The 21548-nt window shown below is 65.0% G+C and carries 23 protein-coding genes; 8 read left to right on the forward strand and 15 right to left on the reverse strand.

Translation table 11 applies throughout. The annotated features are described in order from the left end of the window. Positions 1-136 precede the first annotated feature (136 nt). Complete coding sequence (locus tag EPN33_13855) at positions 137-556, reverse strand: hypothetical protein (GenBank protein ID TAN20866.1); 420 nt, start codon at positions 554-556, stop codon at positions 137-139. A 38-nt stretch (positions 557-594) separates the two neighbouring features. On the opposite strand from EPN33_13855, the gene EPN33_13860 reads away from it, so the two are divergent. From EPN33_13860 to glmM, 3 genes are read left to right on the forward strand one after another with little or no spacing between them, the layout of a single operon-like run. After that, positions 595-1716 (forward strand): DegT/DnrJ/EryC1/StrS family aminotransferase, encoded by a 1122-nt coding sequence (locus tag EPN33_13860; GenBank protein TAN20867.1) that lies wholly within the window; start codon positions 595-597, stop codon positions 1714-1716. Between the two features lie 4 nt (positions 1717-1720). Beyond that, positions 1721-2830 carry an ABC transporter permease gene (locus EPN33_13865; protein TAN20868.1) on the forward strand — a complete coding sequence of 370 codons (1110 nt, stop codon included), beginning with the start codon at positions 1721-1723 and terminating at the stop codon, positions 2828-2830. After that, positions 2823-4151 (forward strand): phosphoglucosamine mutase, encoded by a 1329-nt coding sequence (gene glmM / locus EPN33_13870; protein ID TAN20869.1) that lies wholly within the window; start codon positions 2823-2825, stop codon positions 4149-4151. The genes EPN33_13865 and glmM overlap by 8 nt, the downstream gene beginning before the upstream one ends. Before the next feature lie 15 nt (positions 4152-4166). On the opposite strand, the gene EPN33_13875 is transcribed toward glmM, so the two are convergent. The 4 genes from EPN33_13875 to ligA all read right to left on the reverse strand — a co-directional run bounded on the left by EPN33_13875 (position 4167) and on the right by ligA (position 7565). After that, positions 4167-4379 (reverse strand): 50S ribosomal protein L31, encoded by a 213-nt coding sequence (locus tag EPN33_13875; GenBank protein TAN20870.1) that lies wholly within the window; start codon positions 4377-4379, stop codon positions 4167-4169. A gap of 9 nt (positions 4380-4388) precedes the next feature. Continuing rightward, a complete protein-coding gene (locus EPN33_13880) occupies positions 4389-4766 on the reverse strand; it encodes a hypothetical protein (protein ID TAN20871.1) in 378 nt (125 codons plus the stop codon). 97 nt (positions 4767-4863) lie between these two features. After that, positions 4864-5559: an HAD family hydrolase gene (locus tag EPN33_13885; GenBank protein TAN20872.1), complete on the reverse strand. Its 696-nt coding sequence runs from the start codon at positions 5557-5559 to the stop codon at positions 4864-4866. Beyond that, on the reverse strand, positions 5556-7565 hold the full coding sequence (gene ligA, locus EPN33_13890; protein TAN20873.1) for an NAD-dependent DNA ligase LigA: 2010 nt from the start codon (positions 7563-7565) through the stop codon (positions 5556-5558). The genes EPN33_13885 and ligA overlap by 4 nt, the downstream gene beginning before the upstream one ends. On the opposite strand from ligA, the gene EPN33_13895 reads away from it, so the two are divergent. Continuing rightward, the gene (locus EPN33_13895) at positions 7510-8586 is read left to right on the forward strand and encodes a metal-dependent hydrolase (protein TAN20874.1); all 1077 of its coding nucleotides are present in this window, start codon (positions 7510-7512) and stop codon (positions 8584-8586) included. The two genes, ligA and EPN33_13895, sit on opposite strands and share 56 nt — an antisense overlap. Before the next feature lie 96 nt (positions 8587-8682). On the opposite strand, the gene EPN33_13900 is transcribed toward EPN33_13895, so the two are convergent. Further along, complete coding sequence (locus tag EPN33_13900; GenBank protein ID TAN20875.1) at positions 8683-9987, reverse strand: hypothetical protein; 1305 nt, start codon at positions 9985-9987, stop codon at positions 8683-8685. A 116-nt stretch (positions 9988-10103) separates the two neighbouring features. Here EPN33_13900 and EPN33_13905 point away from each other — a divergent pair, with 116 nt between their 5' ends. The 4 genes from EPN33_13905 (at position 10104) to EPN33_13920 (ending at position 14522) form a co-directional block, all read left to right on the forward strand. Continuing rightward, positions 10104-10829, forward strand: a complete 726-nt coding sequence (locus EPN33_13905; GenBank protein TAN20876.1) for an SDR family oxidoreductase — start codon at positions 10104-10106, stop codon at positions 10827-10829. A gap of 95 nt (positions 10830-10924) precedes the next feature. Further along, positions 10925-11641 (forward strand): hypothetical protein, encoded by a 717-nt coding sequence (locus EPN33_13910; GenBank protein TAN20877.1) that lies wholly within the window; start codon positions 10925-10927, stop codon positions 11639-11641. A gap of 12 nt (positions 11642-11653) precedes the next feature. Next, positions 11654-13162: a sodium:solute symporter gene (locus tag EPN33_13915; protein TAN20878.1), complete on the forward strand. Its 1509-nt coding sequence runs from the start codon at positions 11654-11656 to the stop codon at positions 13160-13162. Beyond that, positions 13089-14522, forward strand: a complete 1434-nt coding sequence (locus EPN33_13920; protein TAN20879.1) for an amino acid permease — start codon at positions 13089-13091, stop codon at positions 14520-14522. Before EPN33_13915 ends, EPN33_13920 begins: the two co-directional genes overlap by 74 nt. A 298-nt stretch (positions 14523-14820) precedes the next feature. On the opposite strand, the gene EPN33_13925 is transcribed toward EPN33_13920, so the two are convergent. From EPN33_13925 to EPN33_13965, 9 genes are all read right to left on the reverse strand, one after another. Further along, on the reverse strand, positions 14821-16233 hold the full coding sequence (locus tag EPN33_13925) for a HAMP domain-containing histidine kinase (protein TAN20880.1): 1413 nt from the start codon (positions 16231-16233) through the stop codon (positions 14821-14823). Positions 16234-16236: 3 nt separating this feature from the next. Then, a complete protein-coding gene (locus EPN33_13930) occupies positions 16237-17055 on the reverse strand; it encodes a response regulator transcription factor (GenBank protein TAN20881.1) in 819 nt (272 codons plus the stop codon). A gap of 122 nt (positions 17056-17177) precedes the next feature. Beyond that, the gene (locus tag EPN33_13935) at positions 17178-18077 is read right to left on the reverse strand and encodes a metallophosphoesterase (GenBank protein ID TAN20882.1); all 900 of its coding nucleotides are present in this window, start codon (positions 18075-18077) and stop codon (positions 17178-17180) included. After that, positions 18002-18859, reverse strand: coding sequence for an inositol monophosphatase (locus EPN33_13940; GenBank protein TAN20883.1), 858 nt, complete (start codon positions 18857-18859; stop codon positions 18002-18004). Before EPN33_13940 ends, EPN33_13935 begins: the two co-directional genes overlap by 76 nt. Further along, positions 18849-19016: a CcmD family protein gene (locus EPN33_13945; protein ID TAN20884.1), complete on the reverse strand. Its 168-nt coding sequence runs from the start codon at positions 19014-19016 to the stop codon at positions 18849-18851. The genes EPN33_13940 and EPN33_13945 overlap by 11 nt, the downstream gene beginning before the upstream one ends. A 3-nt stretch (positions 19017-19019) precedes the next feature. Beyond that, entirely contained in the window at positions 19020-19730 is a 711-nt protein-coding gene (locus EPN33_13950) for a cytochrome C assembly protein (protein ID TAN20885.1), read from the reverse strand. 1 nt (position 19731) lies between these two features. Continuing rightward, a complete protein-coding gene (locus tag EPN33_13955; GenBank protein ID TAN20886.1) occupies positions 19732-20415 on the reverse strand; it encodes a heme ABC transporter permease CcmB in 684 nt (227 codons plus the stop codon). Beyond that, on the reverse strand, positions 20402-21061 hold the full coding sequence (locus tag EPN33_13960) for an ABC transporter ATP-binding protein (protein ID TAN20887.1): 660 nt from the start codon (positions 21059-21061) through the stop codon (positions 20402-20404). The genes EPN33_13955 and EPN33_13960 overlap by 14 nt, the downstream gene beginning before the upstream one ends. Positions 21062-21075: 14 nt before the next feature. Next, positions 21076-21534 carry a cytochrome c maturation protein CcmE gene (locus EPN33_13965; GenBank protein TAN20888.1) on the reverse strand — a complete coding sequence of 153 codons (459 nt, stop codon included), beginning with the start codon at positions 21532-21534 and terminating at the stop codon, positions 21076-21078. Between the last annotated feature and the right edge of the window lie 14 nt (positions 21535-21548).

The following is a 21548-nucleotide window of genomic DNA, read 5'->3' on the forward strand; positions in this document are numbered from 1 at the left end:
GGGCGGCCGAAAGCAAAATCAGCATCGCTGTGGCCCGGCGGATCGAACCGCCTGCGGCTTTGACATCAGGAAAAGCCGCACGCCTCAGCCCGATGCGGGATACGCCAACGCTGATTTTGCTTTAGCGGCGCAGCCGCTAGGCCGGGGGCAGGGTTTTCCAGCCCTGGAAAGAGCGGCCAGCGGTCGAGCCACGCTGGGCTTGTTCGGGATAGACGGTCTCGGGACGGGGGCCGGGCTTGATTTTGGCAAGGACGTCGGCGACGAGCTTTTCCAGCTTGTGATTGAAGCGGAAGCGCGTCGTGGCGTCGATCTCGTAGGGCAGGGTGATGAGCTGGTCCTGCGGATTGTAAGGGCTGAGGACTTTGTGGATCACCAGACCCTTGAGGTCCAGCCACGTTGTGGGCTGGCCGTAGGCGGTGGCAAAGGCCTCGGCGGTGAGCCGGTCGTCGGGATGCTCGTGAAACCAGCGCGAGATTTTCTTGAGGGCCGGATGCGTGGTCAGAAAATTATCCAGCGAAATCCAGTCCATGCGTTCGTATTGCCCGGATTCGTCCATCGTTCTCAGTCTAGAGGAAGTTAGACTAGAACAGCAACATGGCCGAGTTTATTCCACCATTTTCTCTGGCACGCCAAGCCACTACAGTCGGCCCCGCCGTAGCGGCGGCCGTGGAACGCGTGCTCGCCTCCGGGCGTTATGTGCAAGGGCCGGAATGCGCGGCCTTCGAGGCCGAGGTGGCCGCGGCGGAGTTGGGTGGGCCGCCGACCGCAGCCGTGACCTGCTCGAGCGGCACCGATGCCCTCCATTTGGCGCTGCGGGCGGCAGGTGTGGGCGCGGGGGACGTGGTGTTGACGACGGCCTTCAGCTTTTTTGCCACCGCGGGCGCGATTCTGCTGGCGGGCGCGCGACCGGAGTTCGTGGACATTGATCCGGTCAGTTTCAATCTCGACCCCGAGGCACTGCGCGAGGCACTGGCAAGGAAGCGGACGGGGCGCGTGGCCGCTATTTTGCCGGTACACCTCTACGGGCGCGTGGCGGACATGCCCGCGATCCTGGCCCTGGCGGCCAAGCAGGGAATTCCGGTAGTCGAGGATGCGGCGCAGGCACTCGGCTCGTCGCTGGATGGACGTCCGGCGGGGACGTGGGGGGCAGCAGCCAGCTTCAGTTTCTACCCCACCAAGAATTTGGGTGCGATGGGCGAGGGCGGGCTGGTGAGCGCAAGCGATACGGAGATTCTCGACCGGCTGCGGCTGTTGCGCGCGCACGGCAGCCGCAAGCGCTACGAGCACGAAACCATGGGCTGGAATGGACGCATGCACGAGCTGCAGGCGGCGATTCTGCGGACGAAGTTGCCGCACTTGCGTGACTGGATCGCGGCACGGCGGCAGGTAGCGGCACAGTATGAAGCCGGCTTACGCGGACTGAAGACAGTGACGCTGCCCGAGCGGGTGGCCGGGCACGGATTTCATCAGTACGTCATCCGCGTGCCCGAACGCGACCGCGTGCGCAAGGCGCTGGCCAACCGCCAGATTGGAACCGAAGTCTATTACCCGATTCCGCTGCACCAGCAGCCGGCGCTGCGGGCGTACGCTCCGGCCGAACCGCTGCCGGAGTCGGAGCGTGCCAGCCGCGAGGTGCTGGCGCTGCCCATGTATCCGGAATTGTCGGCGGCGGAAATCGAGCGCGTGGTCACAGCCTTGCGCGCGTGCTGCGAGTAAGATCATGCCGGGCATGATTAATCGCATGATTGTCTCGAACCTGCGGCGGCGGCCGATGCGCAGCCTGGTCAGCGTGCTCGCCGTGGCGATCGAGGTGATCCTGATTCTGATGGTGGTGGGGCTGGTGAACGGCATGATCAACGACCAGCGCGCGCGGGTACACGGCATCGGCGCCGACATCATCGTCTACAGCGGCTCCGGATCGATCATCACCCAGCTCACCGGCAACACGCTGCCGCTGAAAATGGGCGAAGTGTTCGCCCGGGTTCCCGGCGTCGAGGCGGTCGCGCCGGTGGCGTACATGCTCAACCAGGCGACGCAGACGATTGGCGGAGTAAACCTGGAGCAGTTCCGGGCGGTGAGCGGCGGCTTCCGGTTTCTGCACGGACACGCCTTCCAGCCCGATAGTCACGAAATGATTGTGGACGATCTGGAAGCCGCGTCGCGGCATTACCACATTGGCGAGCAGGTAGAGCTCCTGGGCCAGACGTTCACGCTGACCGGCATCTTTGAGCACGGCATGGGCTCGCGGACCTTCGTGCCGTTGCAAACCCTGGATAAGCTTGCGGGTTCCCCGAACCGTGCGGCGACGTTTTACATCAAAGTTACGCCGGGCGTGCCGGTGGCAACCGTGGTCGAGCGGTTGCGGAAGCTGGCGCCGGCCGTGAAGGTCGATTCGCTGCAGCAATATCTGTCCCTGTTTACGGCCAATACCATTTCGCCGGTCATCGACGTGTTCCAACGCGTGATTGTAGGCATTGCGATGGCGATCGGCTTCCTGGTGATCTTTCTTTCCCTCTACACCACGGTACTGGAACGCACGCGGGAAATCGGCATTCTGAAGGCGTTGGGGGCCTCGCGCAGCTACATCGTCAAGGTGATTCTGCGGGAAAGCGAGCTGCTGGCCATTGTGGGCATCGTTGCCGGCGTGATTCTCGCCTACGGATTGTGGCGCTTTCTCGAGTATGCCTATCCCACGCTGAGCATGCAGATGTCCTGGCCCTGGGTGATTTACGCGGCGGCGGTTTCCCTCGTCTCCAGCGCGCTGGGGGCGCTGTATCCGGCGGTCAAGGCCGCGGGGCAGGACGCGATTGCTGCCTTGGCGTATGAGTAAGCGCTATTTCGGCACCGACGGCATCCGGGGAGTGGCGGGCGAGCCGCCGCTCGATGCGGCGACCGTGTACGCCATCGGGCTGGCGCTGGGGGATGATTTGCAGGGCGGCACGGTGGTGCTGGGCGAAGATACGCGGGAAAGCAGCCCGGCCATTGCGGCGCAGTTAGCCGCCGGGTTGTCGGCACGCGGCGTCGAAGTAGCCCACGCGGGAGTGCTGCCGACGCCGGGCGTGGCCTTTCTGGCGGCAACGGGGAAATTTCGCGCTGGAGTGATGATCTCGGCGTCGCATAATCCCTGGCAGGACAATGGCATCAAGATCTTTGGCGCGAGCGGCTACAAACTGCCCGACGAGGAAGAAGCGGCCATCGAAGCCGCAATTGAGAAGTATCGGCCTCTGCCCGCGGCCGCACCCGAGCGCTTGCGCACGTCGCCGGAATTGCGCGCCGCCTACGCCACCTCGCTGGCGGAGCGGTTCCGGGACACCAACTTTCGCGGCTTGCGCTTCGTCATCGACTGCGGCAACGGGGCCGCCAGCAGCGTGGTGGGCGAGCTGTGCGCGCGGCTGAACATCCGGGCGGAGATCATCGCGGCCACGCCGGATGGACGCAACATCAACGCCGGGGTGGGCGCGCTCCATCCGCAGGCAATGACCGAACAGGTGCGCCAGAGCGGAGCGGATGCGGGGGTGGCGCTGGATGGCGACGCCGACCGCGCCATCCTCGCGGATGCCCAGGGCGGACAGATCGACGGCGATTGCGTGCTCTGGATGATGGCGCACGAGCTGCACCTGCCGCACGTTGTCGGTACCGTGATGACCAATCTGGGACTGGAGCTGGCGCTGCGGCGCGACGGCATCGCACTGGAGCGGACGCAGGTCGGCGACAAATATGTGTTGGAGCGAATGCAGCAGCGCGGTGTCGCTTTGGGCGGCGAGCCCAGCGGCCATGTGATTTTTGCCAACGAGGCGACCACTGGCGATGGCTTGCGCACCGCGCTCCACTGCTTTGCCTTGATGGCACGGAAGCGGCAACCGCTGCGGGCGCTGTGCGCGGGCTGGCAGGCGCTGCCACAAAAAATCGTGAATGTGCGCGTGGACAGGAAGCAGCCGCTGGAGGAACTGCGCGGTACACAAGCTGCCATTCACACCGCCGAGCGGGAATTCAACGGCGCCGGGCGCGTGCTGGTGCGCTACTCGGGGACGGAAATGCTGGCGCGGGTGATGGTGGAAGCGGCCGATGGCGGTCTGGTCGAGCGGCACGCGCAAGCCATCGCGCTGGCGCTGCAGCACGACTTGCGTGACCGCAATGCGGTGAGCGGCTAGCGAAGCGGCGCGGCCTTACGCCGAAGTCTTAAGGCCGTACTTACGCCGGAAGCGTTCGACGCGGCCGGCCGTATCCACGAGATGCTGCTTGCCGGTGTAGAAGGGATGGCACTGGGAGCAGATTTCCACGTGGATGTCGCCTTTGTGGGTCGAGCGGGTGGCAAAGGTATGGCCGCAGGCGCAGACGACGCGCACCGGGTTGTAGGCGGGATGGATCTTGTCCTTCATGCTGAGCTCTTAATTATACTGAGGTTTTCGATGGCGGCGCAAGGCACGCAGCCCCACGTGCAAAAAGCCGAAGACGAGGCCAATGGCGCAGTAGAGCAGGCCGTTTTCCACCGTAGACCAGAGCGCCAGGCGGCCCATAGTGCTCTGCGAGGCGCCCCCGGCGAGCATGAGATGGACCGAGGCCGGCCAGAGGCGCAGCCAGGTCTGGGCATCCACACGGAAATGGGTAAACAGCGACAGGATCAGCAGGAAGGCAACCAGTATGCCGGCGATGGCGAACCAGAACCCCCACTGCACGATGGTGACAATGGCCTGGGCCCGCGACGAGAGCTCCGGGACCACCGGTTCAGCCTCCAGCAGCCTGTAGTGGCGGCGCTTTTTGCGCATGCAGAATTTTAATACGCCTGAGAGGCGGCTTGCCTTTTCGTTGCGACCAACGGGAGCGACCAGGGCAAATGGCGAGCCAACCACGGTGGGCGGAGATTCAGAAGTAGTTGGTGAGCTCGGGCAGACGATGGAGGACCAGGAATTGGCAGCCGGCGGCGCAGGCCGAGTTGAGTTCTTCGTGTTCGAGGACCCAGGTGTGAGGGTGGGGGATGAGGACGGCGTTCATGCCGGCGGCGAGGGCGGGGTTGATATCGGATTTGGGGCTGTTGCCGATCATCCAGCAGGAGGCGGGCGCTACGGCGAGAGATTGCAAGCGCGCTTCATAGGCGGCGAGGTTTTTTTCGGCGAGCACGTGCACCTGTTCGAACAGAGCCGTGATGCCGGAGAGAGCGACTTTGCGGCTTTGCTCGGCATAATCGCCTTTCGTAAGCAGGAAGAGGCGATGACGAGGCGCGAGATAGGCGAGCGTTTCGAGCGCGCCGGGAAGAAATTCGATGGGCTCACTGGCGATAGCGGCGGTCAAATCGGCAATGGCCGCGGCCGCGGTTGGACTCCAGTTTTGCGGGGCAAGCGTCTGGAAGGCGCGCTCCAGGGCGAGCTGGAAAGTGGCGAGCCCGTAGCCAATTTCAGTAACGACCCGGCGCTCCTGGCGGTTGATTTCAGCGCGCGCGGCGATGCGGTCGCTGCAGGCCGGGGCGACCAGGTCGTAAAACCGCTCAATCGCCCGCTCGAAGTAGATATTGTTCTCCCAGAGCGTGTCGTCGGCGTCGAGAAAGAGTACCTGCCGGGTCATGACTGCAGCAGCTTTTCGATGCCGGCTTCGTCGAGGATGGGGATGCCGAGGGCGCGGGCTTTGTCGAGTTTGGAGCCGGCTTCCTCGCCGGCGACGACGTAGTCGGTTTTGGTGCTGACCGAACCGGAGACCTTGCCGCCGGCAGCTTCGATGCGGGCTTTCATTTCTTCGCGGGAGAAATGTGGGAGCGTGCCAGTAAGGACGAACTTCTTTCCCGCGAGCGGTTGCGGGCCGGTGCTGCGCGCCTGCTGCCGCGGATCAAGACCGAGCTTGCGCAGGCGCTCGACCAGGGCGCGGTTGGCGGCTTCGGCGAAAAAGTCGTGAATGGACTGGGCAATGCGCGGGCCAACTTCTTCGACCTGCTCCAGCTCGGCAGGATTGCGCTGCGCCGCCTCCATTAGAGCGCTCATAGAGCCAAAATGCTGGGCCAGGAGCTGGGCGGTGCGCTCCCCCACCATGCGGATGCCGAGGCCGTAGAGCAGGCGCCAGAGGTCATTCGAACGGCTGCGCTCGATCTGCGCGAGCAGGTTGCGGGCCGAGGTGGCGCCCATGCGCTCCAGCGCCGACAGATTTTCCTGGTTGAGGTTTTCGTAAATGTCGGCCAGATTTTTGACCAGCCCGGCAGCGGTCACTTGCTCGATCAGCGCCGGGCCGAGACCGCCGATGTTCATGACGCTGCGATGGCCGAAGTGGCGGAGTGATTCCTTGAGCTTCGCCGGACAATTCGCGTTGACGCAGCGCAGCACGACTTCGCCGGGTTCGCGATGGACGCCGCTGCCGCAGACGGGGCAATGCGTCGGCGCGATATAGGGTGCGCGGTGTTCGTGCTCAGCGTCGGGAACCACCCCCAGGACCTTGGGAATGACATCGCCGCTGCGCTCGATGCGGACGTTGTCGCCAATGCGAACATCGAGGCGGCCGATTTCGTCGAGATTGTGCAGCGTCGAGCGGCTGACGGTGACGCCGCCCAAGGCCACCGGATCCAGGTAGGCCGTGGGCGTCAGGGCGCCGGTGCGGCCGACGCTCATGACGATGTCGCGCAGGCGCGTCACCGCCTGGCGGGCGGGGAACTTGTAGGCGACCGCCCAGCGGGGAAATTTGTTGGTTGAGCCCAGGCGCTGGCGCAGGGCCTCGTCATCGACTTTGATCACCACCCCGTCGATTTCAAAGGGCAGGGCGTCGCGGTCGTGCTCGCAGTGCTGGATGAAGGCGCTCACGGCCTCAAAATCGGGGCAGAGCTGCCAGGGGCCGATTTTGAAGCTCAGTTTTTTCAGGGCCTCAAGCGTGACGGCCTGCGTGGCGTGAACGGACTGGCCGCCGGCGAGCAGGCTGTAGGCGTAAAAATCCAAACGCCGGGCGGCCGTGATGCGGGGATCAAGCACGCGCACCGCGCCCGCGGCGGCGTTGCGCGGGTTGGCAAAGCGGGGCTCGCCCTCGTCTTCGCGGTCCTGGTTCAACTTCTGGAAGGCGGCGCGCGGCAGCAGCACTTCCCCGCGCACTTCAAAATCACCGCCTCCAGCAACGGCCAGCGGCAGCGACCGGATGGTGCGGAGATTGTCGGTTACGTCTTCGCCCACCTGGCCGTCGCCGCGCGTCAGGCCCTGGGCGAGGTGGCCGTTTTCATACCGGATGGCCATGCTCAGGCCATCGAATTTCAGCTCGGCCACATAGCGCACCGGCTCGCCGCCAGCCGCCGCGCGCACGCGGCGGTCAAAATCAGCGAGTTCGGCGGCGTTATAGGCGTTGTCCAGGCTCTGCAGGGGCGAGCTGTGGCGGGCTTTGGCCAGACCGGCACGGGGCTCGCCGCCGACGCGCTGGCTGGGCGAGTCCGGCGTGACCCAATCCGGATGCGCTTGCTCCAGCGCCTGTAGGCGGCGCATGAGAAGATCGAAATCGGCGTCGCTAACCTCCGGGCGATCCTCGACGTAATAGAGGTGTTCGTGGCGGCGGATGTCGGCACGCAGGCGTTCCAGTTCGTCGCGCTCGTTGGATGTCCGCTGCGTCATTTCTTTACAATTGGGGCCAAGCCCTATGGATATTGTTACCAATACGCTGGTCGGCATTGCGCTGTCGCGCGTTTTTTTCAAGAAACGGGTGGCTTACGCCGCGCTGGGGCTGGTCGTAGCGGTCAACCTGCCCGATCTGGATGTGATCTACAGTTGGCCGGGAATCCGCTACGTGCAATTTCATGGTGGCATTCTGCACTCGGTCTGGATGCTGCCCCTCTGGGCGCTTCTGATCGCTTACGGCCTGCGGCGGCTGGCGCAATGGCGGAAGCGGCCGGTGCCGGGATGGGTGGCCGGATGGGCTCTGGGCGCGGTTGGCGTGGGCGCGCACCTCATTTTAGATTGGTGCGGCATCTACGGGGTGCGGCTGCTGGCGCCCTTCAGCCAGCACCGTTTCGCACTCGACTGGCTGCCCAGCTATGACCCCTGGCTGTTATTTATTCTGGCCGCGTTCCTGGGCTTTCCGATGCTGCTGGACCTGGTGACCGCTGAGGTGGGCGTGCAGCAGCGCTCGGCCCACCGCGTAAGCGCGCTGATCGCGCTGGTGCTCGCGGCGGGATGGATCGGACTGCGGGCGCGGCAACATCAGGCCGCGACCTCGATTCTGAACACCAAAGACATGGCGGAGATGTACGAGAGCCAGAAGCCGGCGAGCTGGGCGGCGTTTCCGATCGCCAACACGCCGTTTGCATGGAGTGCTGTAGTGGACCTGCCGCAAAATTATTTGATTGCCGCGGTCGCGGCGCCCTGGGACACCAATCAGACCGTGGTCAAGCCCATGCGCAGCTACATCAAGCCGCCGCAATCGCCGGCCATCGCGCGCGCGGCGGCTTCGCACACCGGCAAGATCTTTCTGGCCTTTGCCCAGTTTCCGTTTGCGAGCGATCAGCAGGAAGCGAACCTGTCGCTGATTTCGATGACCGACATGCGCTACGCGCAAGGCTACGACCAGCCCGGCCTGCACGCCGACATCACCCTGAACGACGCGATGAAGGTGGTCGGGCAGAGTTTCAGTTGGTAGCCCCGCGCCGGAGACGACGGGGAGCCGACCAGCGGGGTGAACGACGCAGCGCGTCGTTCACCGGGGCGCAGCCCCGAGTAAAGGCGGCGCGAGCCGCTATTCGCCGGGCTTGGCGGCCTTGGGTTCGTAGCCTTCAATGAGGCCGTCCTTCATGACCAGCATGAAGGGCTGGGACTCGTAGGCACTGGCGACGCCCTTAACCGTGACCTGCTGGCCGACCTTGGGCCGGCGTGCCTTCAGCGGCGAAAACAGATTCACCCGCACATCGCCCTGAGTGGCCGATGCGTCTTTGGCATACGCCGCAATCTCGATCGTTTTGGCCGTAATTTTGGTGACGATGCCGGGCAGCTCATACCCGACGCCTTTGACATTTTTCCATTCGGCGGCGGCGAGATTGGGCTTTTCCAGACGCGCCTTGATGCCCGGGAAACTGTCGGCCGGCGGCAAGGCGTTGGCCAACTCTTCCTTTTTCTTCTCGTAGGCCGCCATTTCCTGGCCGTACTGCACGTCGGACTTGCTCAGGACTTTGAAACCAGCCGGCGGAGCAGCGTTGCTCTTGGCGGTGGCAATCACATCCTGCAAGCCGTCGTTGGAGCCGTGGAAGCTGGTGTAGACGGTGTTCAGGTAGCTGGAAATCGCGCCGGTGCTGGGCGCCAGGACCGAGGCCTTGGCCAGGTCAAAAATGCCGGCATTGAAGTCGGGCGTGGTCTTGGTGACTTCGGCAATGCCCATCCAGTAGTAGGGCAGCGGGTCCTTGGGATTGTCCTGAGCCACCTTGCTGAGGGTAGTAATGGCAGCGTCGTACTGCTTCAGGTTCAACTGCGCGAAGCCCTTGGCCTTGGACAAAATAGCGGCAAACGCGGGCTGCTGAGCGGCCGAGGCGGCAGTCGGCAGCAACTGTTCGCCGCAGCCTGCGATGGCCAGCAGCTTATTGCTCTCCTCCTGCGCGCTGGGATCGGTCGATTTGATGAGGTTGGGCTGCAGGTAGGCAATGATCACGTCCGCCGACATGAGCTGGCTGGCGTTGGCGCCCGAGGTTTGGAGCAGTCCTTCGGCCGTCTTGACGGCTTCGGGCTGAAGCGAGGGCACGCCCGATTGGGCCTGCATTTCGACCTGAAGCGCCGTGATCTTGTAGTCGGAGTCGGGATATTTCTGCACGAATTCAGCCGCCAGCTTGGCCTGCTCGGCGCCGGTGGCCTTAGCGGCGGCGGTGAAGGCGTCGTATTCGGGCCGCCCATGTTTCCAGGATTTCTTGGCTTCCGTGCTCGCGGGCGTGGGGCAGGCCGCGCCCTGAAAGGCAGCAGCGGACGCCAAGGGAGCGGCCCCAGGGGCCGGCGGAACCGCGGCCCAACTGGAAACCGCAAGGGTTGCCGCGACAGCGAGGGTGGTAGACAGCTTCATGGTCTCTCCTTAAACAGGGCTCTACTTGATCGCAGGATTATAAAATAGTCAGAGGTCCCCGGGAAACGCAAAGTTTATCTTGAATTTGGATGCCCGGCAAGCCTATTGGTCGCACTATGCCAGATTCCCTATTGCAAGAGCAAGTGGCAATTGTTACCGGAGCCAGCCAGGGGGTGGGTCGGGCGATTGCCGTCCGGCTGGCCGATCTGGGGGCCAGTGTGGTCCTGGCCGCCCGCAGCCAGGCGCGCTTAGCCGAGGTCACGGCCGCCATTGAAGCCCAAAAAGGCCGGGCGCAAGCCGTGCCAACCGATGTGCGGAGCCAAGCCTCGATCGAGGCGCTGGTGCGGACCACCCTGGCCGCTTTCGGGCGAGTGGATATTTTGGTCAACAACGCGGGCATTGGCCGCTACGGCGCGCCGTTGCACGAAACCCCACCCGAGGTTTGGGCGGCCACCATGGAAACCAATGTCCGCTCGGTTTACTTTGCCATCCAGGCGGTGGCGCCGCATATGATTCAGCATCGGCGCGGGCAAATCGTCAACATTGCGTCGCTGGCGGCACACAATCCCTTCCCCGGAGGCGCGGTGTATGCGGCCAGCAAGGCGGCGCTGCATCAGTTGTCGGTTTCGGCCGCCGAGGAACTGCGCGGCTTGGGCATCCGGGTCAGCCTGATTTGCCCGGGTTCGGTAGATACCGATCTGTCGCCGGACATGGTGGGCAAAAAGGACCGCAGCAAGATGCTGCGGCCCGAAGACGTGGCCAACGTGGTCGCGATGCTGGTGACGCAGGGCCCGCAGTGCTTTGTCAGCGAAGTGCAGATGCGGCCGACGCAAAAGCCGTAGGCGCGGCTTTTCCGGGCGGGCACCAGCGCGGCTCCGCCGCGCGAGCCCCAACCCGGCGCTGCGCCTCCACCCCGGTCTAGGCTACACTCGCGGGCGTGGAAGTCTTGCTGGGAATTGACGGCGGGGGGACGAAGACCGAGCTGGTGGCGACGGCGCGGTGGGGCGGCGCGGTAGCGCGAGCGCGAGTGGGCGCCACCAGCCTGAGCCGGAAGGGCGCGGAAGCGGTGGGCGCGGAGCTGGAGCGGGGGTGCGGCGAGGTCCTGAGAGCGCTGGGCGCGGGCGCGGAAGAGTGCGCCGCCGTCTGCGCAGGGTTTGCGTCGGCCGGCCGCAATCAGGCGCAGTATGATGCCATGCTGGCGAAGCTGCTGCCGCGCGCACGGGTGCGGGTGATGACCGACGCCGAGCTGGCACTCTGGGCGGCGGTGGGCGAGGGCGACGGGATTGTGGTCATTGCCGGGACGGGATCAATCGCCTGGGGGCGGTACGAGGGCCGCGTGGCGCGCGCCGGCGGCACCGAGCCGGGCAATGACCCCGGGAGTGGGGACTGGATACGGCGCGAACTGGCTAGCGGCCAGGCATCGCCGGAGATCATTTACGAACGCGCCGGGACGGCGTTGGCTGAGCTGTTGCTGGCCTGCGCACGGGAGCTGCGCTGGAGCGCGCCGGCGGCGTTCTACACCGGCGGGGTGCTGACGCATGAGCCGCTGGTGCGGGCGGCGCTGGCGGCGGCCTGGCCGCATGCGCTGGCGGCGCTTCCCTATCCCCCGGCCGAAGCCGCTCTGGAACTGGCGCGGCGCGAGCTGGCCCGATAAACTACTTGCGCCATGCTGCATCCGCTGGACCTGTGGGTGATCGGGATCTACCTGGCCGCGATCACCGCATTCGGGATCGCGCTGCGGCGGCCGAACCCCTCGCTGCACGATTACTTTCTCGCCGGCGGACAGCTCCCCTGGTGGGCGATTTCGCTTTCCATCGTCGCCGCCGAAACCAGCGTACTCACCATCATCAGCACGCCAGGGCTGGCGTTTACGGGCGATCTGGGATTTCTGCAGCTCGTCTTCGGGTATCTCGTGGCGCGCGTGCTGATTAGCCTGATTCTGATTCCAGCCTATTTTCGCGGCAAGCTGCTGACGGCGTATGAACTGATCCAGCAGCGCTTTGGCTCGCGGGCGCGGACGGTGGCGGGGCTGATTTTTCTGGGCGGACGGTCGATGGCGGAAGGCGTGCGGCTGTACGCCGTGGCGATTGTTGTCGAGGTGATCTTGAACGGCCTGCCGGCAGGCTGGCATCTGCATCTCAGCCCGATTGCCGTCCTGGCGCTGGTCGCTGTGTTGACCCTGCTGTACACGCTCGAGGGCGGCCTGCGGGCCGTGGTCTGGACGGACTTCATCCAGATCTGCATCTATGTCGCCGGCGCGGTGCTCAGCCTGGTGCTATTGCTGCATGCCCTGCCCGGCGGCTGGCACACGGTCACCGCCATGGCCGCGAACCACGGCAACAAGCTGCGCATCTTTCATTTCAATTTTTCCTGGACCGAGACCTACACCTTCTGGTCGGGTCTGCTGGGCGGGACCTTCCTGACCATGGCGACCGACGGCACCGATCAGCTCATGGTGCAGCGCCTGCTGGCGGCGCGCAATCAGCGCGAGAGCACGGTGGCGCTGATGTCGAGCTGGCTGGTGATCTTTTTTCAGTTCGTGCTGTTTCTGGTGATTGGCGTTTCCCTCTACGCCTTCTATCAGACGCATGCCCTGCATTTGGCGGCGGGCGCCTTTGGGCGCTATGACAGCCTCTATCCGCAGTTTGTGGCGGATCACTTGCCGGTGGGCATCGCCGGGCTGGTGCTGGCCGCAATTCTGGCGGCCTCGATGTCGAACCTGAGCGCGGCGCTGAACGCGCTCAGCTCCAGCACCATCATTGACTTTTACCGGCCGATGTTTGGCGCCGACAAGAGCGAGCAGCACCTGATGTGGATGTCGCGGCTGGCCACGGTCGGGTGGCTGGTGGTGATGGGCTTTGTCGCCTATGCGAGCCGGCACTCCCGCTCGGTGCTGGAATCCGGCCTGGCGATTATTTCCTACCCCTTCAGCGGGCTGCTGGGCATGTTCCTGCTGGGAACGCTGACGAAGCGTGCCACCCAAACCGGCGCGATTGTGGGCCTGGTGACCGGCATTGCCGTCACCCTGGAGCTGTCGCACCTGGGGGTGGCCTACACCTGGTTTGTGGTGGCGGGCACAATCGTGACGTTTGCGGTAGGGTATGGTATCAGTTGCTTCGATCACCCAAGGCCCCATGAACACGCCCTCAAGCAGTCCACGTTTAGCGGCAGCTAGCGCCACCAGCGACGGCTTAGTCCGCGCGCTGGGCCCGTGGCAGAGCCTCGCCATGGTGGTGGGAACGCTGATCGGCACCGGAATCTTCTTCGTCAGCCAGGAGATGATCCAGGAAGTCCACAGCATCGGCTGGATCCTGCTGGCCTGGGTGGTGGGCGGATTTTTGTCGCTGGCGGGGGCGCTGGCTTACGCCGAGTTGGGTACGCTGCGGCCGCAGGCAGGCGGCGAATACGCCTACATGCGCGACGGCCTGGGGCCCCTGTTCGGCTTTCTGTTCGGCTGGGGGATGTTCTGGATCGTGCGGCCGGTTTCGGTCGCCACCATCGGAGCAGGCTTTGCGCTGGCGGCGGAAACGCTCTGGCCGGCGCTGCAGCAGCCGGTAATCGGCAGCTCGGGCGTGTTTACCGGCCTGCATCTCGTAGCGGCCGGGGTAATCGCGCTGGTCACGCTGATCAATTTTTATGGCGTGCGCCATGGCGGCCAGGTGCAGGCGTTGTTCACGGCGCTCAAGCTCGTCCTGGTGGCGGGGCTGACGAGCGCGGCTTTCGCGTGGGGCCAGGGGAGCTGGTCACACTTTTCGCAGCAGTTGCCGGCTTCTCTGGGCGCCAGCGGCGGGTTTGCCGCGGCGCTGGTGGCCGCGCTGTGGGCCTACGACGGCTGGAATGACCTGACCCTGGCGGGCAGTGAAATCCGTGATCCGGGCAAGACGATTCCGCGCGCCATGATCGGCGGCATTGCTGTAGTTTTCGTCTTTTATGCCGGTATCAACCTGGCGTACCTGTACGTGCTGACGCCGGCGCAGATTGCCGCTTCGGGCAACGTCGCCTCCAGCATGGTGGCGCATTTCTGGGGCAGTGCCGGCGGCGCCCTGGTCGCCATCGCCATCATGGTGAGCGCCTTTGCGACGCTTAACAGCTCGATTCTGTCGGGGGCGCGGGTGCCGTTTGCCATGGCGCATGACGGCCTGTTTTTCAAGCGCCTGGCGCACGTGCACCCGCAGCATCGCACCCCCGACGTTTCGCTGCTGATTCAGGCGCTGTTTGCCATGGGCTTCGCGCTGGCCGCTTCCTTCAAATCGCTGTTCACGCTCACCATCTTTGCGGAGTGGCTGTTCTACATGCTGGCCATCGCTTCCCTGTTCGTCTTCCGGCGGCGGGGCGAACGCGCGCCGTATGCAAGTTGGGGTTACCCGGTGCTGCCTGGCATTTTCATCGCGGCGGCGGCGGTGATTCTGGTGCAGACCTACTGGCAGAACCTGGCCTACTCCAGCCTGGGATTAGCGATTATTCTGGCGGGCGTGCCCGCCTACTTCTACTTCGCGCGGCGCAAGCGTGAGGGGCAAACGCGAATGCTATCGTAACGCCGCGGCGGCGCGCTATACTTTGTTCGACCCCCGGGCATGCAAAAAGGGCGTGGAGCAACCGGAACAAGAGACAGCCAGTTCGACGCGCAAACGCTGCCACGTGCGAGACACGTTACACGTGCGCGTGCGTGAGGCTGAGGTCGAGATGTGGCAGGAGCGCCTCGACCAACGGCGTGCTGAGCTGGCCGAGGGCAGGCAGCTGAGCGCCGGACCAGGACAAGGGCCGGCTCGGCGGCGCTACTTGTACCTACTGGAAGAGTACCTCCGCCACATTCAGAAACACCGCTGTTGAACCTCAAGCGCCGGCCACCGTGGCGGCAGCGCGCACGTGCGCCAGCGGGAGGGTGAAATGGAAGAGCGAACCGCCGCCGGGGCGGGGCGCAGCCCAGATGCGGCCGCCGTGATGCTGACAGATTTCGCGGCAGATGGCCAAGCCCAAGCCGGCGCCTACGGGTTTCCCGGCGACGGCCTCGCCGCGCTGGTGGAACTTGTCGAAAATGCGCTCGGCATCGCCCGGAGGGAAACCGGCGCCGGTATCGGCCACGGTGATGAGCATTTCGCCTTTCTGAAGAGCCGCCGTAATTTCGATGCGGCCAGCGGCGGTGAACTTGAAGGCGTTGCTCAACAGGTTGGTGAAGACCTGGCGCAGGCGGTCAGGATCGGCCCAAACCCGCGGCAGATCGTCGGGCAGCGCGTAGCGTAGCTCCAGGCCCTGCTGCATGGCTAGAATCTGAAAGAGCTCGCTGGTTTCGTGAACCAGTTCGGGCAAGGCCACCGGCTGAGGGTGCAGTTGCAGATGTCCGGCCTCAATTTTGGCCAGATCCAGGACTTCGTCAATCAACCGCATCAGGCGGTCGCTCTCATTGCTGATAATGCTCAAAAATTCGGCGCGCGTCGCCGGATCCTCGTCGGGGTAGTGGAGCAAGAGCTCGGAAAAGGAGCGGATGGAGGTCAGCGGGGTGCGCAGCTCGTGGCTGACGTTGGCCAGAAAACTGGATTTCAGCTCGTTCAGCCGGCGCAGATCCGCATTGATGCCGCGCAAATCCTGGGTGGCGTGCTCGAGATCGACGGTGCGCTCGCGCACCAGATCCTCGAGATGATCGCGATGCATGCGCAGCTCCTCGGTGGTCGCCTGCAGGCGGTGATTGACCGCCTGCAGCGCCTCGGTCTGCCGCCGCAGCATGCGGGAGAACTGAGCCATGCTCAGGCCGGCGATGACAAACACCAGTACGCCGACGATGACCAGCGCGACCATCGCCACGATCGCCACGGGCGGCTGCAGCAGGCCGGCGCCCACCCCCACCAGGAACGCGAACCCGGCGGCCGCGAGCGCCGCCAGCAGCAGCGCCAGCCGGCGCGGCAGCACCATGTTGGCGTGCAGGATGGTGACCACGTAGAACAGCAGCGCCAGCCAGTGAAAGCCGGCGGGCAGGCAGTCGGCAATGGCGGTGATCAGGGCGAGCTCCGCCAGGAAGTACAAGCCCGCGGTCCAATAGAGCCGGCGTTCGCTGGAAGCGCGGACGCCAATCTGGACGAAGCCGCAAGCCAGCAGGAACCAGACGCCGAACAGCACCAGCGCGATATCGGGCAAGTGCCGGCCGAGGACGCGGGAACTCAGCAGCAGAATAAACAGCACGCCCAGCACCAGCTCGCGGTACTGGTTGATATAAGCGAGCCGCTGGCGGGCGTCGGCGAGGCCGAGGGGCATGCCTCAGCCCTCCGGGGCGGCAGGGCCGGCGGCGGCGGGGTCGTGGATCTTGACGGTCATCTTTTCGGCGGGATCGCGGAAGCGGTAGCCCACGCCGTAGACGGATTCCAGCCAGTCGGGCGGCTCGCCCGCCTGTTCGAGGAGTTTGATCTTGAGGCGGCTCATGTGGGCATCAATGGCGCGGTGATAGCCTTCGAAGGCAACGCCCCAGACCTGGGTGAGCAGATTCTCGCGGGTGAAGACCCGGCCGGGCGAGTTCATCAGCAGGCGCAGGATCTTCAGCTCCTTGGGGGTGAGGCGCACGACGGCGCCGCCGATCGTCAACTGATATTTGGTGCAGTCCAGCACCATGCCGCCCGCGGCAATGGGTTCGGGTTCAAAACTGCCGGTGCGGCGGCGCAGGGCCCGCACGCGGGCTTCGAGCTCCGCCGGGCTGAAGGGCTTGGCGACGTAGTCGTCGGCGCCCAGGCCCAGGCCGGTGATCTTGTCGATGTCGGAGCCGCGCGCGGAGATGATGATGATGGGCAGATCTTTGCGGCTCTGGCGCAGTTGCTTACAAACGGTAAAGCCGTCGAGCTTGGGAAGCATGAGATCGAGGATGACGACGCAGTAGTTGTGCTTAAGCGCCTCCTCCAGGCCGGCCTCGCCATCCGCGCAGCACGTGACACGATAGCCCTGGCGATGGAACTGATAGACGATGCTGCGGCGGATGTGGGCATCATCCTCGATGAGGAGAACGGGAGCGGCGTCGGCCACCTGCGTCGGTTCTCCCGCGGCCAGCAGCGCCTCGAGATCGCCAAAGGTTGAAGCAAAATACGCCATGGCTCTTTACTTTCCACGACCTCCGCAGGGCGGAGGGTCGCGTGTCTAGGTTAGAGTAGTCCCGAATGAGGAGGGTTGTAAAATCCCTCGTCTGGGGGTGACTCAACAGAGAGGGTTACAAGTCAGGCTCCGGGATAAAGGGTAAGAAATGCCAGTTCGGGAGGGGCACCCACGCGCATAGGCAGGATGACCTTGCCCAGACCGCGCGAAACATACATCTGCGTGGCCTCCAGGCTAAGGAAGCCGGCCGGAAGGAAGCGCTGGTAGAGGGGTTCAGCAAAGGCGAATTTGATCTGCCCTCCGTGGGTATGGCCGGAGAGCACCAAATCCACCCCGCAGCGCGCGGCGGCGCCCAGTTCCATGGGATTATGCGCCAGCAGGAGGGTGAAGCGGCTGGCGGTCGGGCCCAGCGAGGCAGCCAGGTTGGGGTGCTGGCGGGAGTCGTCAATGCCGGCAATCTGGAAGGCGGCGCCGCGGTGGCGCACCAGCCGGTGCTGGTTGCGCAGCACCTTAAGGCCCTGCTGGCGCAGCACGTGGGTGAGCTGGTCGGCGCCGGCGCGGAAGTCGTGATTGCCGAGGACGGCATACACCCCCAGCGGGGCATGTAACCGGCCCAGCATTTCCCCCACCGGGTCGATAAAGACGGGTGACTGCGTCACAAAGTCGCCCGTAATACAGATGAGGTCGGGCCGCTGCGCCTGGGTAAGATCGAGAACCCGCAACAGCGACTCTCGGGATAGAAACAGGCCGTAGTGGATGTCCGACAGGTGGGCGATGCGCAGGCCGCTGAGCGAGACCGGAAGCCGGGGCAGCGGCACCTCGAGATGGCTGATCTGGGGATCGCGCGCCTGGCGGCGGCGCTCGTAGAGGATGGTCTGCACCCGCCGCCAGGAGTTTTGGCGGAGCAGGTGGGCGCGCTGGCGCGCGGTACCATGGCGGGCGGTCTTCACCGCGCCGGTACCGCCGAGCGTTCGCGTAGATAGGTGGCAGGATCGGGCAGCGGGGGCGTGCGGCCCGCAAATAGATCATTGAAGGCGGCGAGCAGCGTGGGATGCAAGCGGCCGTTGCTGGCCAGGATCTCGGGACTGTGGAGCTGGTGCGCGGCGCCGCGCATGTCGCTCACCCGGCCACCGGCTTCGGTGACGATCAGGGAGCCGGCCGCCACGTCCCACGGCTTGAGGCCAAACTCCCAATAGCCGCCGAAGCGGCCGCAGGCGGTGTAGCAGAGGTCGAGCGCGGCGGCGCCCAGGCGGCGCATGCCGTGGCTGTGCAGGCTGAAGTACTGGTAGAAGAGGATATTGGGGCTGGAATGGCGCTTGTGCGAGGGGAAACCCGTGGCCAGCAGGGCTTCGGCGATGTCGGCCGTCGCGGAGACGTGAATCGGATCGTGGTTCAGCCAGGCCCCGCGACCGCGCAATGCAGTGAACATTTCGTCGAGCGGAGGATTGTAGACAACCGCGGCGACAATCTGACCGGCGCGTTCGAGGCCGAGCGAGACGGCGAAGAACGGCAGGCCGTGGGCGAAATTGGTGGTGCCATCGAGCGGGTCCACGTACCAGACGGCGCCGCTGCGGCCCTCGGTGCGCGTGCCCTCTTCGGCGATGACGGCGTGATCGGGAAAAGCGGCGTGCAGGCGGGCAGCAATCAGCTTTTCACTGGCGCGGTCGGCGGCCGTGACCAGGTCGGCTTCGCCTTTGTATTCGATGCCGACGCGGCCGCGATGGTCGAGCAGCAGGCGGCCCGCTTCGCGCGCAATGCTCTCGGTCTCGGCGAGCAGGACTTCATCGGTGATCTCAGCCGGCATGAGACTCCGCCGTGCTCTTGCCGGCTTTGGCTCCGGCCGCCTCTGTTTCCAACGCGGCTAAGGTGCGCTTGAGGCGGCGCTGGCGCGCGGCCAGCGTGAACACGTACACCATCAGCACTACCCAGGCCACCGTATATGCGGCCACCAGACTTCCCATACCTTAAACCTCCTCCGCCAGCAGTTGGTGCTGGCGCAGTTTGACGAGACGATTGCGCGTCAGTTCCTGGTGATAGCGCAACCACACCAGGCAGCCCATCAGCGCCAAAAACGCCACCATCGAAATCAGAAAGGCGATCAACATGCGCGGCGCCAAGCCCGAATTCGGGCCGCCCATGAGCACCGGCGCCGGATGCTGCGTCCGCCACCAGCGGATGGCCATGTAATCAATGGGCACATCCACGGCAAAGAAGACCGAGAGCGCCGCGGCCAGACGCGGCTGCAGCGAACCGGGCGGCGTAAGCTGGCGCAGGATCAAATAGCTGGCGAACATCACCCACAACGCCAGCGTCAACGTCAGGCGCGGCCCCCACACCCACCACACGCCCCAGACCGGATGCGCCCAGATGGGTCCGGTGATCAGGTTAATCGTCAGAAACGCCAGGCCAACTTCGGCACAGGACACCGCCAGCGCATCGGCTGGCTCGGAGCGGCGAACCAGATAGGCAATGCTGGCGATGGCGTTGATGATGAAGGCGACAAAAGCGGTGAGCGCCGCGGGAGCGTGATAGTAGAAGATCCGCTGGATGGTGCCCATGGTGGATTCCGTGGGCGCACCCACCAGCGCCCACCACAGGGCGACAAGCAGCAGCGCCAGCGTTGCGGCGAAGACCCAACTCGAGCGGGCGCGCAAGAACGAAGAATCAGAAGGCATGCTACTCAATTTCCAGTACCGTATCCGCCAGCAGAAGGCCGAGGCAGGAGAAAACCACGTCGTAGCCGATCAGCAGCTTCAACCAATAGTTTGCCACGCCTGAGCCGGCGAGAAAAACCTGCGTGGCTTCCACCATGGCCAGAATCGCCGGGATGGAAATGGGCAATAGCAAGAGTGGCAGCAGCAGGCCGCGCTGGCGCGAGTGCGCGCTCATGGCGGAAAAATAGGTGCCATTGGCGGCCAGCGCCCAGGTACCCAGCACGCACGTGGCAGCAATGCCCCACCACTCGGTACGCGGCGGCGCGTTGAACAGAATGGCGAACAACGGCACCAGGATGACCTCGAGCGCGAGAATGACCGCGAGGCTGGCGAAGAACTTGCCGGCCAGCATCGCCGAGCGCGAGGCGGGGCTGATTTGCAGGCCCATCAAGCTGGCCTCGCCGGTCTCGCGCAGGAACGCACGATCGAGCGCTACCAGCGCGGCAAACAGAAAGGCGATCCACAGCAGCGCGCCGCCGGCGCGGAGGGTGAGCGCGGCATCGGCATTGAAGGCGAAGCTGAAAACCACGATCACCAGCAGTGCATAGAAGCCCATGGCGAGCAGGGCTTCGCGGGTGCGCAGCTCGATGCGCAGGTCGCGCGCGGCGACGGCGGCGGCGATCTTGAGGGAGTTAGCCAACCGCAACTCCTTGCCGCCCGGCCACGGTCAACCGGCCGCGCGCGAGCGTCAGTTCGCCATCGGCCAGGCCGGCGACCTGCTCGGGATTGTGGCTGCTGAGCAGCAGGGTCATGCCGCCGTCGCGCAGTTCGGTGAGGCAGGCACGCATTTCCGCCACCGTCTGCTGGTCCAGACTGGCGAAGGGTTCGTCCAGCAGCAGCAGCGCGGGTTGATGCAGCAGGCAGCGGGCGAGCGCGGCTTTCTGGCGCATGCCCTGGGAGAGTTCGGCCACGCGGCGCGGACCGAGCGCGGGGCCGCGCACCTGATCAAGGGCGCGGACGACGGCGGCATCGCCGTCCGAAAGGCCATAAAGGGTAGCGTAAAAGCGCAGGTTCTCGGCTACGGTGAGATGAGGATGCAGCAGGCTCTGATGCGAGAGAAACCCGGTCTGGCGGCGCGCCGCGGCGGAACCGGCGCCCGCGCCCTCGACGGTCACGCTGCCGTCGGTCGGCCGCAGCGCGCCCGCCAGGATGCGCAGCAAGGTCGATTTGCCCGCGCCGTTGGCGCCCCAGAGGGTAAGCAGACGGCCGCGCTCACAGGAAAAGCTGACGTGGCGCAAGACCACGGCGTCGCCAAAAAAGCGGCTGACGCGGTTGCATTCTAAAAACGGCACACGAGGACTATAGGTTAATTCATCATGCCCGCGCTGGTGCGCGGCGCGCGGCCCGCGGCGCGCGCGTACTTGGGCTCATACTTCGAGGCGCACTTCGCCTGCACGCCGGAGGCGCGGAAGGTTCCGTCCGCCAGCCAGCGGCCCGAGGCGACGGCTTGGGCATTGTTCACGAAGGTGTCGGGCAGCGGATCGGTGCCCACATAAGCGACCGGCAGGACATGACCGCCCTGGCTGATCTCAAACGTGGTCTGCAGCATGCCCTGGCGCATGATGTCTTTGCGGATGCTGCCCGGAACCACATCGCCGGAAACGCGGAGATTGACCGCATGCGCCTGCGCCGGCGGCATCTGCTCCAACTCGGTGACGGTAACGAAGTAGGCCTTGGTGTCGCGCACCGCGGTAAACGCCAGCCAGGCGATTGCCGCCAGCATGATGGCGATCAGCAGTCCGAATTTCCAGGTGACCTTGCGCATCCGAGTACCTTTCA

Source organism: Acidobacteriota bacterium (assembly GCA_004299485.1).
GTDB lineage: Bacteria > Acidobacteriota > Terriglobia > Terriglobales > SCQP01 > SCQP01.

Coding starts and splice junctions, on each gene's coding strand:
- EPN33_13880 (TAN20871.1), bottom strand. CDS start 4,766: ATGCGCAAAAAGCGCCGCCACTACAGGCTGCTGGAGGCTGAACCGGTG.
- EPN33_13950 (TAN20885.1), bottom strand. CDS start 19,730: ATGCCTTCTGATTCTTCGTTCTTGCGCGCCCGCTCGAGTTGGGTCTTC.
- glmM (TAN20869.1), top strand. CDS start 2,823: ATGAGTAAGCGCTATTTCGGCACCGACGGCATCCGGGGAGTGGCGGGC.
- EPN33_13920 (TAN20879.1), top strand. CDS start 13,089: ATGGTATCAGTTGCTTCGATCACCCAAGGCCCCATGAACACGCCCTCA.
- ligA (TAN20873.1), bottom strand. CDS start 7,565: ATGACGCAGCGGACATCCAACGAGCGCGACGAACTGGAACGCCTGCGT.
- EPN33_13855 (TAN20866.1), bottom strand. CDS start 556: ATGGACGAATCCGGGCAATACGAACGCATGGACTGGATTTCGCTGGAT.
- EPN33_13885 (TAN20872.1), bottom strand. CDS start 5,559: ATGACCCGGCAGGTACTCTTTCTCGACGCCGACGACACGCTCTGGGAG.
- EPN33_13875 (TAN20870.1), bottom strand. CDS start 4,379: ATGAAGGACAAGATCCATCCCGCCTACAACCCGGTGCGCGTCGTCTGC.
- EPN33_13940 (TAN20883.1), bottom strand. CDS start 18,859: ATGCCGGCTGAGATCACCGATGAAGTCCTGCTCGCCGAGACCGAGAGC.
- EPN33_13945 (TAN20884.1), bottom strand. CDS start 19,016: ATGGGAAGTCTGGTGGCCGCATATACGGTGGCCTGGGTAGTGCTGATG.
- EPN33_13895 (TAN20874.1), top strand. CDS start 7,510: ATGTCGGCACGCAGGCGTTCCAGTTCGTCGCGCTCGTTGGATGTCCGC.
- EPN33_13900 (TAN20875.1), bottom strand. CDS start 9,987: ATGAAGCTGTCTACCACCCTCGCTGTCGCGGCAACCCTTGCGGTTTCC.
- EPN33_13905 (TAN20876.1), top strand. CDS start 10,104: ATGCCAGATTCCCTATTGCAAGAGCAAGTGGCAATTGTTACCGGAGCC.
- EPN33_13930 (TAN20881.1), bottom strand. CDS start 17,055: ATGGCGTATTTTGCTTCAACCTTTGGCGATCTCGAGGCGCTGCTGGCC.
- EPN33_13860 (TAN20867.1), top strand. CDS start 595: ATGGCCGAGTTTATTCCACCATTTTCTCTGGCACGCCAAGCCACTACA.
- EPN33_13865 (TAN20868.1), top strand. CDS start 1,721: ATGCCGGGCATGATTAATCGCATGATTGTCTCGAACCTGCGGCGGCGG.
- EPN33_13925 (TAN20880.1), bottom strand. CDS start 16,233: ATGCCCCTCGGCCTCGCCGACGCCCGCCAGCGGCTCGCTTATATCAAC.
- EPN33_13965 (TAN20888.1), bottom strand. CDS start 21,534: ATGCGCAAGGTCACCTGGAAATTCGGACTGCTGATCGCCATCATGCTG.
- EPN33_13915 (TAN20878.1), top strand. CDS start 11,654: ATGCTGCATCCGCTGGACCTGTGGGTGATCGGGATCTACCTGGCCGCG.